Annotated in this window: 13 protein-coding genes; 5 read left to right on the top strand and 8 right to left on the bottom strand. The window is 58.4% G+C overall.

Annotation, left to right across the window (positions count from 1 at the left end; genetic code table 11):
- Positions 1-68: 68 nt before the first annotated feature.
- Complete coding sequence (locus tag C2L64_RS30565) at positions 69-1550, bottom strand: carbohydrate porin (protein WP_007581251.1); 1482 nt, start codon at positions 1548-1550, stop codon at positions 69-71.
- Between the two features lie 470 nt (positions 1551-2020).
- Between C2L64_RS30565 and C2L64_RS30560 the strand changes: the two genes are divergently transcribed.
- The 3 genes from C2L64_RS30560 (at position 2021) to C2L64_RS30550 (ending at position 5728) form a co-directional block, all read left to right on the top strand.
- Entirely contained in the window at positions 2021-2857 is an 837-nt protein-coding gene (locus C2L64_RS30560) for an FTR1 family iron permease (protein WP_039900335.1), read from the top strand.
- A 542-nt stretch (positions 2858-3399) separates the two neighbouring features.
- Positions 3400-4365, top strand: coding sequence for a LysR family transcriptional regulator (locus C2L64_RS30555; protein WP_079500340.1), 966 nt, complete (start codon positions 3400-3402; stop codon positions 4363-4365).
- Between the two features lie 217 nt (positions 4366-4582).
- Entirely contained in the window at positions 4583-5728 is a 1146-nt protein-coding gene (locus C2L64_RS30550) for a porin (RefSeq protein WP_007581245.1), read from the top strand.
- 119 nt (positions 5729-5847) lie between these two features.
- Here the strand turns inward: C2L64_RS30550 and C2L64_RS30545 are convergent, their stop codons facing one another.
- Positions 5848-6132 (bottom strand): DUF4148 domain-containing protein, encoded by a 285-nt coding sequence (locus C2L64_RS30545; protein WP_007581243.1) that lies wholly within the window; start codon positions 6130-6132, stop codon positions 5848-5850.
- A gap of 361 nt (positions 6133-6493) precedes the next feature.
- Between C2L64_RS30545 and C2L64_RS30540 the strand changes: the two genes are divergently transcribed.
- Together C2L64_RS30540 and C2L64_RS30535 are read left to right on the top strand one after the other, a co-directional pair.
- Entirely contained in the window at positions 6494-8137 is a 1644-nt protein-coding gene (locus tag C2L64_RS30540) for an alkaline phosphatase family protein (protein WP_007581241.1), read from the top strand.
- Positions 8138-8632: 495 nt separating this feature from the next.
- Entirely contained in the window at positions 8633-9805 is a 1173-nt protein-coding gene (locus tag C2L64_RS30535; RefSeq protein ID WP_079500337.1) for a branched-chain amino acid ABC transporter substrate-binding protein, read from the top strand.
- 106 nt (positions 9806-9911) lie between these two features.
- On the opposite strand, the gene C2L64_RS30530 is transcribed toward C2L64_RS30535, so the two are convergent.
- From C2L64_RS30530 to C2L64_RS30505, 6 genes are all read right to left on the bottom strand, one after another.
- Positions 9912-10664, bottom strand: a complete 753-nt coding sequence (locus C2L64_RS30530) for a FadR/GntR family transcriptional regulator (RefSeq protein ID WP_007581238.1) — start codon at positions 10662-10664, stop codon at positions 9912-9914.
- Positions 10665-10838: 174 nt separating this feature from the next.
- Positions 10839-11591, bottom strand: a complete 753-nt coding sequence (locus tag C2L64_RS30525) for an SDR family NAD(P)-dependent oxidoreductase (RefSeq protein WP_007581236.1) — start codon at positions 11589-11591, stop codon at positions 10839-10841.
- Between the two features lie 33 nt (positions 11592-11624).
- Positions 11625-12365 carry an SDR family oxidoreductase gene (locus C2L64_RS30520; protein WP_007581233.1) on the bottom strand — a complete coding sequence of 247 codons (741 nt, stop codon included), beginning with the start codon at positions 12363-12365 and terminating at the stop codon, positions 11625-11627.
- Between the two features lie 31 nt (positions 12366-12396).
- Complete coding sequence (locus tag C2L64_RS30515) at positions 12397-13593, bottom strand: NAD(P)/FAD-dependent oxidoreductase (protein WP_007581232.1); 1197 nt, start codon at positions 13591-13593, stop codon at positions 12397-12399.
- 36 nt (positions 13594-13629) lie between these two features.
- Positions 13630-14460, bottom strand: coding sequence for an NAD-dependent epimerase/dehydratase family protein (locus C2L64_RS30510; protein ID WP_007581229.1), 831 nt, complete (start codon positions 14458-14460; stop codon positions 13630-13632).
- 12 nt (positions 14461-14472) lie between these two features.
- On the bottom strand, positions 14473-16155 hold the full coding sequence (locus tag C2L64_RS30505) for a hydantoinase B/oxoprolinase family protein (RefSeq protein WP_007581227.1): 1683 nt from the start codon (positions 16153-16155) through the stop codon (positions 14473-14475).
- Positions 16156-16162 lie beyond the last annotated feature (7 nt).

Raw genomic sequence — 16162 nt, 5'->3', positions numbered from 1 at the left:
ACAGCCTGTTTTGCCGTCATGATGGGGTTGCTTCAATAGGGTCGAAAGATGTTCTGTGAGATCGGCGCTCAGAACGTGATGTTGGTTCGCACGCCCACCACGAATGTGTTGCGTAGCGGTTGAGTCGGATCGTTCGGATTCTGGCCGGCGCCTGCATTGAACGTGTACTGCGCGTCGGCCTGTATTTGCCACCAGGGCGCCGCCTGATAGATGTAGGTTGCTTCCAGCGCTGTTTCGCTTGTGCGCACACCGTACGGACCGCCCGAGAAATCGCGGTTGTCGAGATCGAGATCGTGCACGTGGTTGCCCACCTTGATGTAAGTGACGGCGAGGCCGACGCTGTCATCGTCGCGACCCTTGAACGGTGCTTTCAGCACGACGCCCAGATTCGCCGAAAGGCTGACCAGGTTGCGATCGCCCGGAGCGCCCATCACGCGTGCGAAGACGCCCACGCTGCGCGGCTCGTCGGGATTGGGGCGCCACACCATCTGGTCGGCGACTGCGTAGATGCTGTAGTCGCCGTGATGGGACTGCGGAATGCCCGTCGTCGCCGGATTCGCGAGCGACAGGCCAGTGTTGTCGAAGCGCTGGTCATCAAAGCGGTTGCTGTTGTACCAGACACCGATCTTGTACGTACCCGGCAGCTTGTTGCTGTCCATGCCCGTCATTTCGCCATCGGCAGGCTGGTTGATTGCGTACTGCAGTTCGCCGATCCACAACGCGCCGTTGTGCAGGTTGAAGTTGGTGCCATGAATGTTGTCGGGATTGTTGCCCAGCGGGTCGCCTGAGTAGACGCCGGCGAGCGCCGTTAGAGAGGGCGTGATCTGCCCGCGCACGCGCACCCCCAACCCGGATAGCGGATAGGCAGGACCGCCCGACGGCATGTCGTACGACGGCAGGGCAGGCCAGCCAAACATCGTGTTGATGAAGGTTGCCGCGTACTGGCTGGTCATGAATTCCTGGTCGATACTTTGCTGACCGATCTTCACATCGAGGCGCTTGTCGAGGAATGACTGCTGGTACCACAACTCCCATAGACGCGTCGTCGCTTCAGCTTCGATGCCGCTTGCGGTGTTCAGCGTGCCGAGCCGGTCTGCGCTCAGATTCCGGCCGTGAATCTGCAGTGCGCTGACATTGAACAAGCCGCCCGGTAGCCCGAACGCCTTTTGCGTGTCCATCTGCACGGTTGCCGTCGTGAGACCGTCGTAGGCCCCTCCGCGCGACAGGCCACCGCGCAGGTTCGCGAGATATTCGCTCGTTTCCGTCAACTGAAAGGTCACACCGTACTTTCCGAGCCATGGTCGCAATCCGCCGATGTCGCCGAGCATGGTTTCGCGTGTCCAGAAACCGGTCCATTGTCCCGTCGGCTTCGCCTGGATGCCGAGGTCGGCCTCAGGCGCTTCCGGTATGGCGTCAGGATTGGACTCCGCGTGGGCGGCCGATTGCGCGAAGAGCGGTGCGCATGCAAACAATGCAGCAATGGTCGCTTTGCGCAGCGACGCCCGCGACGCAATGAGCGGACCAGATCCGATTGATCGGATGAATTTCATCGAAAAGTCCTTTAGTTGTTCTATGGATGTGCCGCGCGATGCCGATGTGCGCGTGACGCTTATGACCATCCGACGAATACCGTCGCAATCAGTAAATGTTAGGTAGGCGGAGACAAATCGTCAATACAAATGAGAACGAGTGTCATTTGATTCCAGCAAGTTGAACGTGGGATTACGTAGTGCTTACGGTGAAAGCGTAGTCAAGGTCTGAGAATGAAAATCAAAAGCGGCGTGCTAGGGGATAGCGTCGCACTGTCAGACTGAAATGGCTTAACCACTCAAGCTCAGGGGACTTAAGCAATCGGATGAGAATCGCTTTTATTATCGCTTTCAATACCTTACTGACTGACAGCGTCGCGACTTCCAGGCATCTATGGGTCCGCTGAAGGTGGAGTCTACGAATTTCACGACGAGTATCACGGGGCTGATTCCATGACTCGTCCCACAGTCGAATGAATGCTTATCTGATCATGCTATCTACTGCGCTTATCGTTTTCCGCGAAGTCCTTGAAGCAGCGTTGGTTGTCTCGATTGTGCTCGCAGCGACCAAGGGAGTTGCCCATCGGGGATGGTGGGTGAGTGGCGGTCTGCTTGGCGGGATTATCGGTGCCGGTCTCATCGCCGTCTTTGCAGATGCCATTTCTTCGTGGGCCTCCGGAATGGGTCAGGAAGTCTTCAATGCCTGCGTCATGTTTGTTGCAGTAGTTATGCTTGGATGGCACAGCGTGTGGATGGGCAAACATAGTCGTGAAATGGCGAAGCAGATTGCCGCCGTCGGTAAGGCCGTCGCAGCCGGTAGTCGGCCGCTTACAGGTCTCGCCGTGGTCGTGGGAGTGGCCGTACTTCGCGAGGGATCAGAAACAGTTCTGTTTCTCTATGGCATTGCAGTCGGTGAGCCCGGTCAAACTCCCCAGATGGCCTTGGGTGCCCTGCTGGGCGTTGCCGGTGGCGTGGGCCTCGGCGCAGGCATGTATGCCGGACTGCTTCAGATCCCGCTGAAGCGCCTCTTTTCGGTGACCAACGCACTCATTGTGCTCCTTGCGGCAGGCATGGCCAGTCAGGGCATCGGCTACCTCGTATCAGCGGGGCTTTTACCGTCTTTGGGAGACGCTATGTGGGATACATCCTGGCTGCTCGCGGAGACCAGTGTCGTCGGAAAGATGCTGCATGCCCTCATTGGCTATACCGCAAGGCCGGCAGGAATTCAGATTGCCGGGTATCTCGCGACGCTTGCGATAATCGTGGCGCTCTCCCGAGTGGTCGGCCGTGTGCATGGTGCAGGTGGGCAGGCGCGGCACTCGACATAGACTCAGTACTATTCGCACGTACGACGGACGGTAAAGCGATAGCCTTACCGCAGTCTGCCGTGATCTTTCCACGAACCTGTCCTCGTTAGGATAGCCTTTCCCCCGTACCCCGCAAAGTAACTGTTGAGCTACGACGTCGCACCGAAGAAAGCGCAACAGCTCATGGCCGCGTAATAAAGCCAATAGTGTCGGACTCTCCGATAAGAATGTCGGTCAAGTACACCTTCTTATAATTTCTCCAGCAAGTTGCTTAAGCATCGCTTAAGCGGTGCAGAATAGGCTCAGTCTTCGATGCGGCTCGATAGTGGGAATTCTTTACAAACATTGCCTGAATCGTCGAAGAAGCACGCGTCTCTCCCGGCGGAGTAGGGATCTGGAGAAAAAGATAACAGGTTCGTAATCGGATTGACGGAAACGCGCAAGCGTGCCTCTGTACCCTTTCGATACCTACCTGTCGAAACCTGTTGCAACTTGCGGGCATTCTGGCGCTTTGTGACAAGGGATAAGACGCCATCGGATCCTGTGATTTCCGCTCCATTCCAATGAACAAGCTCGCTTCCATCCGTATATTTGTGACGGTCGCCCAATGTCTGAGTTTTGCTGAAGCCGCAAAGCAGCTAAGGGTGTCAAGTTCAGTCGTAACGCGCGGAGTCGCGATGCTTGAGAAGGATCTGGATGTTCGTCTCGTGAATCGAACGACAAGACACGTTTCGCTGACGCCAGTGGGAAAGCAATATCTGGAATATGCCATTGATCTCATGAAGCTTCTGGAATCAATGGACGAGTGCGTTGCAGATGCGACGCAGCAACCTGCCGGTAGTCTCCGCATTTCTGCATCGGCGTCGTTTGCGTCGACAGATCTCCCACATCTACTCACCGGATACAGAAGCCTCCAGCCGCGAATGAACTTCGAACTATCCGTTTTCGAGACTATGTCGGATATCGATCCTGCAGGCTTCGATATTTGCTTCAACGCCGCGCGGCGACTCAAGGATTCATCGCTCATATGCAAACCAATCGCGCAAACGTGCGACGTGATTGTCGCGAGTCCATCGTATCTGGAGCGGAATGCCGCGCCACGAACACTTGCCGATCTGGCATCGCACGATGTGCTCCTTGCGTCCGATGCTCCGAGTCGATACTGGGAGTTTCGCGATCGAAATGGAACGCAGCGTGTCGTGGTTCGGCCAATCATGAATTTGCAAAGTCCACTCATGGTGAAGAGGGCCGCGTGCGCTGGACTGGGACTCGCCCGACTTCCGAGGTCTGTCGTTATGGACGAGTTGTCGGACGGAAGATTGCGGATGGTCCTTAACGATGCGGAGCTTTGCGAGAGCCAATGGACGGTGTGGCTTTTATATTCCAGCCATCGGCATATGCCAATCGTCCTCCGCACCTTTATAGATTTTGTGGCGGAATTCTACGAGAAGAGGTCCTTCGGACACGCTCAGCGGTCGACAGAAAACCCTATGCAAATGTGTCCAGATCTGGTGTGGAGTGGGTTCTAGGAAACCTGGCTGGTTGCGAGTCGTCTCTTTAAAGTTGGTGTTGTGTCCTGTCAGTGGAATGGACGCAACAGAATTTCAGCAATATTGAATTGCTGCGAGAGTGGAATTTTAATGCTCCTAGAGTGTGGCCTTCTTCTGTCAGGGGTTCGCTGTGCGGGATGTCGAGAGACGCTGGCGATGGACAGAAGACTGGTCAACATATCAAGGAATTGATGAAATGAAGAAGCTCCTGATCGCCGGTGCGGCGCTCGGCTGTGTTGCGGTCCCGACGGTGGCAATGGCGCAAACCAGCGTAACGCTGTATGGCTTGATAGACGAAGGTTTGAACTATACGAATAACACAGGCGGACATTCGGCAGTTCAGATGCAGAGCGGCTTTGCGCAGGGGAGCCGCTGGGGGCTGCGCGGTTCCGAGGATCTTGGCGGAGGGTTGAAGGCTATTTTCACGCTCGAAAATGGCTTTGACGTGAACTCCGGAAAACTGGGACAGTCGGGGCGCATGTTCGGCCGTCAGGCATACGTCGGTGTGAATTCAGATCGGTTTGGCGCAGTAACGCTGGGTCGTCAGTACGACTCCGTCGTAGACTACCTTGCACCATTGACGGCGAATGGTAACTGGGCTGGTTATCTGCTTTCGCACCCCTACGACAATGACAACACCGATAACTCATTCCGGCTCAACAATACCGTGAAGTACACGAGTCCCGTTCTCGGAGGCTTTACATTCGGTGGTCTTTACGGATTCAGCAACCAGCCGGGTGGCTTTGCGAATAATCGAGCCTATAGCCTCGGTGCGCAATACGTGGGAGGCCCGGTCGCAATCGCTGCGGCATATATGCAGATCAACAATCCGGGCGCAAACGCTGGAGGCTCTCTTGCGACGGACGATACGGACTTCTTCGCGGGCCGGCAACAGGTGTGGGGTGCAGGCATCAACTACACACTTGGATCCACGATACTGGGCTTCGTTTACAGCCATACGAGCCTTAACGATGCGACGGGCTCGGTCTACACGGGGAATTTTGCGAACACCGCGACCAGTCTGAAGTTCGATAACTTCGAGGTCAACGCGAAGTATCAGTTTGTGAAAAACGCCTTTGTAGGCGCTATGTACAGCTACACGCTGGGTCATTTCGACAGTACGGCCGGCAACTCGAAGCCCAAATGGCATCAGGTCGGTTTGATGGCGGACTACAATTTGTCACCGCGTACAGATGTTTATGTTCAAGGGATGTATCAGCATGCGAGCGGTGGAACCGGTGCTGCAGCACCTCTGAATACCGCATTCATCACGGGCACGGATGCACCATCGACGACGGCCAATCAATTCGCCGCGCGAGTAGGGATTCGACACGTGTTCTGAGTACCCGTGGGTCGATTCTATCGCCGGATTATTTCGCCAGATTGAGCCTTCTTTATAGTGCGAATAGCGACGGGCGTGATGCCCGTCGCGGTAACGATGATCTCTTCGCTCACACGCGGTCAGTCGGAGGCAGCGCGCGGGGCTGTCACGTTCCCGGTTGAGGATCCGGTATCGCTGGCGGATTGATGATGCTGGATTGCATACAGCTCCTTGTTCCGTGCGATGGTATCGGCGGATGGCGGATAGTCGTTTTTGGGAACAGGCACTAACCCATCTGCCTGCGCCTCGACAAGTTGTGCATGCACTTCGGCACGCGTGATGCCGTGCGTAGTTGCTTGTGCAAAGGCATTCGCACCGAATGCAAGGCCGAGCACGGTGACCGCGAACAAGGCTGGTAGCTTCATGATGACCCTCCTAAGTATTGAGGAAGTGGTTGTTTCCACGAAGAGCATTCTAGTGACGTGAGTTATCGCAGCACTGACCGTCTAGTTACGAATTCGTTATCGTGTTATTGACGCTCGATCTTTTGATATATTCAGTGGGCCACATTAGCGAGTTCGATGACATACCCCTATCCGAAGTACTTTGCGGAATTACTCGGCGCTAAAGTTCTCTTTGTGGATCATGATTTTCATTCTCATGAATTGGGCAAAACGAAAGGGAAAGGTCATCTTGACGACGTATTAAACGAGCACATTACCTCGCTGTAATAACTTCGAATTCAAAACATTCAGTGAGGTGAAGATGAGTCGTCTTATCAGGCAAATGGGAGCAGGCATCCTGGCGGCAACGATTGCGGTTCCGATGGTCGTTCATGCTGGCGATGATAAGGAGCATGGTCACGATCACGACCGGCGCGACACTGAGGTGCGACATGTTTTGCTGATCAGTGTGGACGGTCTCCACGAGCAGGATGTGGCGCGTTGCATCGCCGCTAACACGTGTCCGAATATGGCTTTGCTGGCGAAGTCCGGCGTAACGTACTCCAATGCTTATACACCCGGGCTCTCCGACTCGTTTCCTGGCCTGGCGGCACTCGTGACGGGTGGCTCGCCGAAATCGGCGGGACTGTTCTATGACGTTTCGTACGATCGCACGCTTTATGCGCCGTCAGACCCGACTTGCCAGGGCAAGCAGGGTTGGAATGTCGTATTCGACGAAACGACGGGAATAGATGCAGAGAACGGCGGGGCGCTTACGCATCTCGATGGAGGAGGCGCTTTTAATCCGCAAGCGATTCCCCATGCAAAGACAAATGGCGTATGCGTGCCTGTGTATCCACATAACTATGTGAAGACCAATACGATCTTCGAGGCCGTCAAGCAGCATTTCCATGGTGCCCGTACGGCATGGGCCGACAAGCATGCGTGGGGCTACGACTGGCTAAATGGTCCGTCAGGCAAGGGCGTCGACGATCTGTCGCGTACCGAGATCAATTCGATCGATCCGGCGACGGGCACGAACTACACCGACGTGTACGCGCATACTGAACAGTTCGATAACCTGCATGTTCAGTCCATCATCAATGAGATCGACGGCAAGGACTCGACGGGCCAGCAAAACGCCGCTGTGCCGACCTTGTTCGGTACGAATTTTCAGACATTGAGTGTTGCGCAGAAGGCGCCCGTCGCGTCTGGCGGCGGCTATCTCGACGCGAGCTTTACGCCGGGCAAGCAGGTGGCGGCTGCTATCGGCTACGTTGACGATGCGCTCGGAAAGATGGTCGATGCGCTGAAGTCGAGAGATCTCGCGAAGTCGACGATGGTGGTCGTAACGGCCAAGCACGGCCAGTCGCCAAGCGACCACACCAAGCTGGTCAAGAACGGCGACACGCTGGTGAACCTGCTCGAAGCGCATAACTACCTCGATCCGAACGGCCACTTTGGACAAAATAGTACGACGACGGGGAACCTGAATGACGGGACGGGTTTGGTCGGCACAGGCCTCGCGCAAACCGACGATGTCGGTCTCATCTGGTTGCGGGATCAGAGCCAGGCTCAGGATGTCGTGTCGACGCTGAAGGCCAACCTTGGTTGTAATGCGCCAGGAATCTGCGCGGACGGGCCGCAGGCGTACATCCTTTCAGGACCGCGGCTCGCGGCGCTATTTGGCGACCCGGCAGACGGACGCACGCCCGATATCATCGTGCAACCCAACCCCGGTGTTATTTACACATCGAGCAAAGCGAAAGACGAGGAGCATGGCGGGAACGCGCCGGACGACAGTCATCTGGGTCTGATCGTCGCGTATCCCGATGGACATCACCATGAGCGGCATGTCGATCGCCGCGTAAGCACCACGCAGGTTGCACCCACTATCTTGCGTGCACTCGGCCTCGACCCGGCATCGTTGCACTCCGTACGTTTGGAGGGCACCCGGCCGCTACCGGGACTGGGAGAGGATGACTGACCGGGATGGCTGATGCCACCCGACGAGCTCCTTGCATGCAATTGAAGATTGCGCATCTCCCATGTGCGCTTTACTTCGACTCAGTCGCGTGGCGCATCGTGTCGCCGACAAAGCGGCGATTCCGGGCATCGGTTCAACAATGAGAATAGGGGCCGCCCTTGAGGGTGGCCCCATCCCTGATGCGCGATGAAAGCGTATCGGTGTGACGATCGTCCCGCACGTTCCCCGCAGAAACCCCTCAGTACCTTCAATGCCCCGAAGCAGGTTCCGCCACCCGGCGCGACCTGAACGCATCGCGGGCCGCTCTCCGATGCCTCTCGAAAACCCTGGTCCGGCTGGCCTTTTTGATCCATTGACATATGACGTCTCACCTAATACCTTGATAGGCATGCGGTCGGGTTTCGAGGCATGGCCGGTGGTTCGCACCGAGCTGGGGCGGGCGTGCCCAGACCTGACACCTCTTTTTCAACCTGTCGAAATTCGCAGAGGAATCAGATGAACATCCCGTATCAACTCAAAAGTATCGTGTTCGCCGCGAGTCTGGCCGCCGGGGCATTGCTCGTCGCCCCGGCCGCTCACGCGGGGGACGTGACGATCGGCTTCGCCGCCCCGTTGACGGGGGCGTCCGCTCACTACGGGGTGGATCTGAAGCGCGGCGTCGAGCTTGCAATCGACGACGCGAACGCGAAGAAACTCGTCATCGGGGGGCAGCCGGTGCATTTCGCAATCGATGCAGAAGATGACCAGGGCGACCCGCGCATGGGCTCGCAGGTCGCACAGAAAATGGTCGACTCGAAGGTCGCGGGGATCGTGGGGCACTTCAATTCAGGCACGAGCATTCCGGCTTCGCGGATCTACTACAACGCGGGTATCCCGATGGTGTCGCCCACGGCAACGAATCCGATGCTCACATCGCAGGGCTTCAAGACGGTATTTCGTGTCACCAACTCCGATTCGCAGATGGGCCAGCTCGCGGGGCATTCAGCCGTTCAGGCGTTGAAGGGCAAGAGCATTGCCGTGATCGACGACCGCACGGCGTTCGGGCAGGGCATGGCAGACGAGTTCGTCAAAGGCGTGGAAGCGGCAGGCGGGAAAGTCGTCGATCGTGAGTTTTCGACCGATAAGGCCGTTGATTTCAAGTCCCAGCTCACGCGGATGAAGTCCTTCAACCCGGATGTCATTTTCTGGGGCGGGCTCGATCAACAGGCTGGCATGCTGATCAAGCAGATGCGGCAGCTCGGTATCAAGGCGATCTTGCTCGGCGGCGGCAGCTTCGAAAACGAGACGTTCCTGAAGGTCGCGGGCGATAGCGCCGAGGGTGCCGTTTCATGGGACTACGGCGTACCGTTGTCGAGGCTTAAGGCCGGCAAGGAGTTCGACAACAAGATGAAGGCGAAGTACAACGAAGGTGTCGTGGCTTACTCGCCTTCCGCGTATGACGCGACGTGGGTTCTGATCAACGCGATGCAGAAAGCGAACTCGACCGACCCGAAAGTGTATGGTCCGCTCATCAAATCGGTTGCGTTCGAGGGGGTGTCGGGCAATATCGCTTTCATGCAAAACGGCGATATGAAAGATCCCGCAGCGACGTTCTACAAGGTGATCGGCGGGAAGTGGGTGCCGCAAGCGGTGGCGTACGGCGACAAGGTTGAGGCCTTGCAGAACTGACGGGCCGCCATGTTCGAATCAGAACGCCGGATGAGTGGTAGCGTCACGCGACGCGCCGTTCATCCGGCGTTTGTTCGTAGAGAAGGCGCGAACACGAAGCGCCTGACTACTCGCTGCGCGTACTCGAAAGATGGTGATAGCGCTCCAGACTTTCGTTCAGATGACGTCGCATCGCGCGCCGCGCTGCCGTCTCATCCTGCCGTTCAATCGCGTCGAGGATATCGGCGTGCTCACGCTGAATGCGCCTGATGTACGTCTTTCGTTCCTTGGCGTTCGCTTTTGCGTGCTTGAGACGCAGGTCGATGATGATCTCCTGGCCTAGCGAGCGAAGAATCGAAGTGAAGTGCGGGTTTTCGGAGCAGGTGGCGACAGCGAGATGAAATTCGAAGTCCGCGCGTGCGCATTCAGCTTCATCGTCCGCGGCAACGATTTCCATGCGTGCATACACTTCCTTGAGCGCCCGGAGATGATGCTCTGACCGGCGCAACGCCGCATAGGCCGCGCATTCCGTCTCGACGCCGATACGCAGTTCGAGCACATGCATCGAGTTGTTCAGCGTCGTGGTGTCGATAAAGCCCATTTCACCGGATTGGCCGGGTGTCTCCGAAACGAACACACCAACGCCGTGGCGCGCAATGAGACGGCGTCCCAGTTTCAGCGATGCAACGGCTTCGCGCACGACAGTGCGGCTGACGCTAAATTCATTGCAGAGTTCAGGTTCGGTTGGGAGCTTGGCGCCCGGCGCATATTCGCCGCGGTCGATCTTGTCGTTCAGTGCCTGGATGACCAGTTCGGTCAGGCTGCGGCGCTTGCCAGTGCTCGCCGCGTTCTTAAGGAGGGTTTCAGCGTCCAGAGTCATTCCGTGTACTCACACCGGATCAGGAGTGCTCTGCAATTCTCGGCTGCAGGCGTACCGCGCCGGCGTGGGTGGAACGGGTCTGACCTGCGCCGTATGACATATTATGACTCTACCACAGTCGCGGCCGCGTCGTTGCCCGCCCGCGAACGGGGCGGGGCGAACTCTTGATGTGACTCAAGCGTAGATATAACCGCCGCTGACGATGACGTTTTCGCCCGTCGCATAGGTGTTGCGCGCGCTTGCCATCATGACGACCCATTGCGCGATTTCTTCGGGTTCGGCCGCGCGGCCCAGCGGATTGGCAGCGGCGAGTTCGCCGAGGAAGCCTGCCTTCTTTGCCTTGTCGGTCGCAAAGCCGGCGGGCGCGACGGAGTTCACGAGAATGCCGTCCTTCGCCACCTCCTGCGCGAATGATTTCGTCAGGCTCACGACAGCGGCTTTCGTTGCCGCGTAATGCGCGTTCTGCGGATGCGCCTTGAACGCATCGACAGATGTGATGTTGACGATGCGGCCCGCGACATGCGGCTCGACCTTCGCACGGCTGCGCATATGTTCGATGGCGGCGACCATCATGTGATAGGTGCCCTTGATATTGACGGCGTTTTCCAGGTCCCACTCGTCATCGGAGATGTCGAGGATAGGGCGGCGCGGATAAATGGCCGCGCTGTTGATCAGGCAATCGACGCGGCCCAGCGCTTCGAGCGCCGTGCGAAACACTTCCTGCGCGGAGTCCTTGCGCGTGATGTCGCCGACCGCGCCAAAAACCGTGTGACCTTGCGCCTTCAGCGCGCCCACGGTTTCGTCGAGCAGCGGACCGTTCTTGTCGATCAGCGCAATGCTTTCGGCGCCGTCTGCGAGCATCAGCTTGGCGACGGACAGGCCAAGGCCGGAAGCGCCGCCGACGATAACGACTCGTTGATTCTTCATGATTCGAATATGTCCTGTAGTGCAGTACGTGGATTACTTGACTGAGACGATCTGCGAGCCGCCTGCTGCCTGATCGGTCGGGAAAACTTCCATGCGCGACACGTCGACAGCTTCTGGCAGCGCGATGGCCGTCGCGATAAGTTCGGCGATGTTTTCAGGCTGAATCGAGCGATAGGCGTCATACAGCTTTTCGTTCGCGCCTTCCGCACCGAGCGCCGTGCGATAGAGGCTCGTTTGCACGCGGCCAGGAGCGATCTCCGTGACGCGAACCTTCGTGCCGAGCAGATCGCAACGCAGCGAATCGCAGAACATGCTGATGCCGGCCTTCGTCGCGCCATAGACGGCGGTGTTCGGATGCGGGAATCGCCCGGCACTGGAGCCGACGAAGAACAGATGTCCGCGCCTGCGTTGGATCATGCCGTCGAGCGCCATGTGCGCAAGGCGCAGCGGCGCACGCAGATTGATATCGATCATGCGGTCGATATCCGAAAGTTCGCTCTCAGCGAACTTTGCAAGCGCCGGTAGCAGCCCCGCGTTATTGACGACGACGTCGATTTCGGTGCGCGCAAACAGATCGCGCAAAGGCGTCGTATCCTGCAGATCAAGAGCGATCGGCGTGACGTCGCACTCGCTTGCGAGCGCATCGAGCGCTTTGGCGTCGCGGCCGAGCGCGTAGACCTTGAGCCCGTCGGTGACGAGCCGCTGTGCAATCGCGCGCCCGATGCCGCTGGACGCGCCAGTGACCAGCGCGGTCTGGTAGGAATGGGAAGTCATGTTATCTGCCTTTGGTCAATGGGCGACGCACTCAGATCACGCCTTCTTCGAGGAAAGGTTTGTTCTCTACCACGCGTTCATAGCCGAGCGGTGCAAGATCGAGCGACCGGTATTTGCCGTACGTAATCAGTTCGCTCAGGCCGCGTCCGATGGCGGGCGACTGTTGCAAACCATGTCCGCTGAATCCGTTGGCGAACAGGAAGTTCTCGACCTGCGGATGCGGTCCGACTATCGCATTGTGGTCCAGCATGCAGAAGTCGTAGTGGCCGGCCCACGCGTTGACGACCTTGATCGCCTCGAACGCGGGTACGCGCTCAGCAAGCGCGGGCCAGATGACCTCTTCGAACTCCGAGTGAATCACGTCGAAGTCGTTCACGTCCGCCAGCGGGTCGGGATCGGGATAGCAGCCCGTCAGGTAATACTGCCCTTCGGGGCGAAAGAAGATGCCCGTCGTGTCGATGGTGAGCGGCACCGTGCCTTGCAGCGGCGTGCGGCAGTCGAACACGAACAGACAGCGCTTTCTCGGCTCGACAGGAATCTCGAGTCCGGCAAGACGCGCCATCGCGGGTCCGCGCGTGCCTGCGGCATTCACCATCAAACCGCAACCGATAGTCTCGCCGCTCTTGAGCGTCACGCCCGTGATCCTGTCGCCTTCGCGCACCACATCGACCACTTCGTTTTCGATGTATTCGATACCCATCGAGCGGGCTTTGCGCCGCATGCCTTGAAGCAGCCCGTAGCTGTCGAACCAGCCTTCGCCGCTTTGTCCATAGACGCCGTTGACCAGTCCGTCGGTATTCAGCCACGGGAAGCGCGCTTTCAACTTGTCCTGATCGAGCAACACGACATCGGCGCCGTTTTCGCGCTGGGTCGCGTGGTTGCGCTCGAACATCGGCGCGCCTTTTGCATCGCCGAGGTACAGGTAGCCGTTTTCCTTGAACCCGAGTTCGGGTGCGTCGCCTTCGACCGCAACGAGTTCGTGGAAGTTGCGGATGAACTCGGTGCCGAATTGCGAGATCCTGATGTTCAGCGGGTTTGAGAACTGATGACGGATCGACGCACTCGACAGGGCCGTCGCGGATTGCGCATAGGTCCAGTCCCGCTCGACAACCAGAACCGAGCCGTTGAAGTCCGGGTTCTTCGCCAGAAAATACGCGGTCGCGCTGCCGACGACCGCGCCGCCCACGATCACGACGTCGTAGTGCTGCTTTGATGCTTGCTGTGCCATCTCAGTGTTTCCAGAAAGTCGGTCAGGTAGCGGCGCTTACTTCGTCTTCGGGTCTTCGAAGTGGCCGTCGGCAGCGAACTGACCGCCCTGGAAGCGCACGGCGGGATGTCGCGGGTCGCCTACAGGCGTGTTCGCATAGACTTCGGCGCGATACGCATCAGCGGAGTCCTTCGGACGATAGCCCAGATAGCCAGCCTGCGTGTTGTCCCAGAAGTTGGCGCTGTTGTTCGAATTGCCATACACGATCATGTGACCGACGCTCGGCGTCATGATCGACTGGACGCACAGATGCGAAAAGTCGTCGTAGGAGAGCCACGTCGCCAGCATGCGGCGGTCAACGGGTTTCGGAAAGCACGAGCCGATGCGCAAACAAACCGATTCAATGCCGAACTTGTCGAAGTAGTAGCGCGACAGGTTCTCGACGAAGGTCTTGCTGACGCCGTACAGGCTGTCCGGTCGTTGCGGCGAGTTGGCATCGATGGTTTGCGTGCATTCGTAAAAGCCGATTGCATGCACCGAGCTCGCATAGACGATACGCTTGACGCCCGCTTGCCGCGCGCCTTCGTAGATGTTGTAGCTGCCGACGATGTTCGAATCCAGAATCACCTGGAACGTGTTCTCGCGCGGCGCGCCGCCCATATGAATCACCATGTCGACGCCCTTGAGCATGTCGAACACGGCATCGCGGTCGGCAAGATCGCAGATGAAGTGCTTTTCGTTCTCGCGTGCTTCGCCTAGTGATTTGCGTTCGTTCAGACTGAGCGTTTCCGCATACGGCCGCAGCGACTCGCGCAGCACAGAGCCCAGCGCGCCGCCGGCGCCCGTGATCAGGATGTTCTTGAACGGAGGCTTGGTAATGTCGGTCATGTGGGTGGCTCCTTACTGGTTGTTCGATGCGCTCAGGGCGTCGGGCGTGACACCGTAGTCGTCCCGCAACTGAGCTTCAGAGATGTATTCGTTGCGAATATCGCGAATCAGGGCTTCACGTTCGCGTTCGGCGGGCGCACCGACGCCGCCGCCGCCAGGCAGCGACAGCACGACGCGTTCATGTTCGGCGACTGTCTGCGTGCCTTTGCCCTTCATCTTCGTGCCATCCGATAGCGTGACCTGTCCTGGCGCGCCCGACTTGCCGCCGGACTGTCCGCGCGCCGGATGATCGATGCGATCGAACATCGCGTTGAAGCGGAAGTGATAGCCGGCGCGTGGGCCAATCTCGACGATCTGGCCCAGACCGCCGCGCAGTTTGCCGGCGCCGCCCGAGCCTGAGCGCATTTCCTTGCGCCACACGACAATCGGCCCGACCTGTTCCGTCGCTTCGACCGACATCGCGTGCACGCCGCTCGGGAACGCCGTGGCCGACAGGCCATCCAGTTCCGCGCGCGCGCCTGTGCCGCCGCTGTTGAACATCAGGATTTCGCTGCCCTTCAGGCCCGAATCTTCGCGCACGGGACGCGCGCTGACATGCAGATTCCAGAGTGCACCCGAACCTTCGGCGGGCACGCGGTCCGGCAAAATCTTGTGCAACGCGCCCAGCACCAGATCGGGCACGAAGTGACCCAGCACGTGACGCACGGCAACGGGGCTGGGACGTTGCGCGTTGAGGATGCAGCCTTCGGGTGCCTGAACGCGGAACGGTTCGAGCGACGCGGCATTGTTTGGCACTTCTGGCGCGATGATGCATTTGAGGCCGTAGCACGCGTAGGCTTTGGCGTACAGCAACGGAACGTTGATGCCGAACGGGCTCGCCGGCGACGTGCCCGCAAAGTCCGCCAGCAGATGATCGTCGCCGACGGTGAGCGTGACGTTGAGCTTGACGGGTGTGTCATATCCGTCGAGCGTCATATCGTTGGTCTCGACGCCCTTGGGCAGCGCAGCGATACGTTCGAGCGTCGCTTCGCGGCTGCGCGCAAGAATGAACTCGCCAATGCCTTCGACATCCTTCAGATTGAATTCCTTGAGCATCTCGAGCAGGCGCTTGTGACCCGTCTCATTGCACGAGGCAAGCGCGTACAGATCGCCCACGACCTTGTCGGCTTCGCGCACGTTGTTGCGCACGATATTGATCAGGTCGCGGTTGACTTCGCCACGCTCGATCAGCTTCATGATCGGAACGAAAAGACCTTCCTCATAGATTTCGCGCGAGTCTGGACCAAAGCCACGACCGCCGATATCCACCACGTGTGCGGTGCTCGCGAAGTAGCCGATCAGTTCGCCATTGAGGAACGACGGCGACACGACCGTGAAGTCGTGCAGATGGCCAGTGCCTTTCCATGGATCGTTGGTCAGGTAGACGTCGCCTTCGTACATCCGGTCCACGCCGATTGCATTCATGAAATGCTCGACGGCCTCGGCCATCGTATTCACGTGGCCGGGCGTACCCGTGACCGCTTGCGCGAGCATGCGGCCGCGCTTGTCGAAGATACCGGCCGAGAGATCGCCTGCCTCGCGCACACTGGTGCTGAACGCCGTTCGGATCAGGGCCATCGCCTGTTCTTCGACGACGGAGATCAAGCGGTTCCACATCACCTGCATGTGAATGGTGTCGAGATTGCTGAGAGACATGGTTCTA

The sequence above is a fragment of the Paraburkholderia hospita genome (assembly GCF_002902965.1).
In the GTDB taxonomy this organism is placed as follows: Bacteria; Pseudomonadota; Gammaproteobacteria; order Burkholderiales; family Burkholderiaceae; genus Paraburkholderia; species Paraburkholderia hospita.
This window is presented reverse-complemented; position numbering and strand designations above follow the sequence as displayed.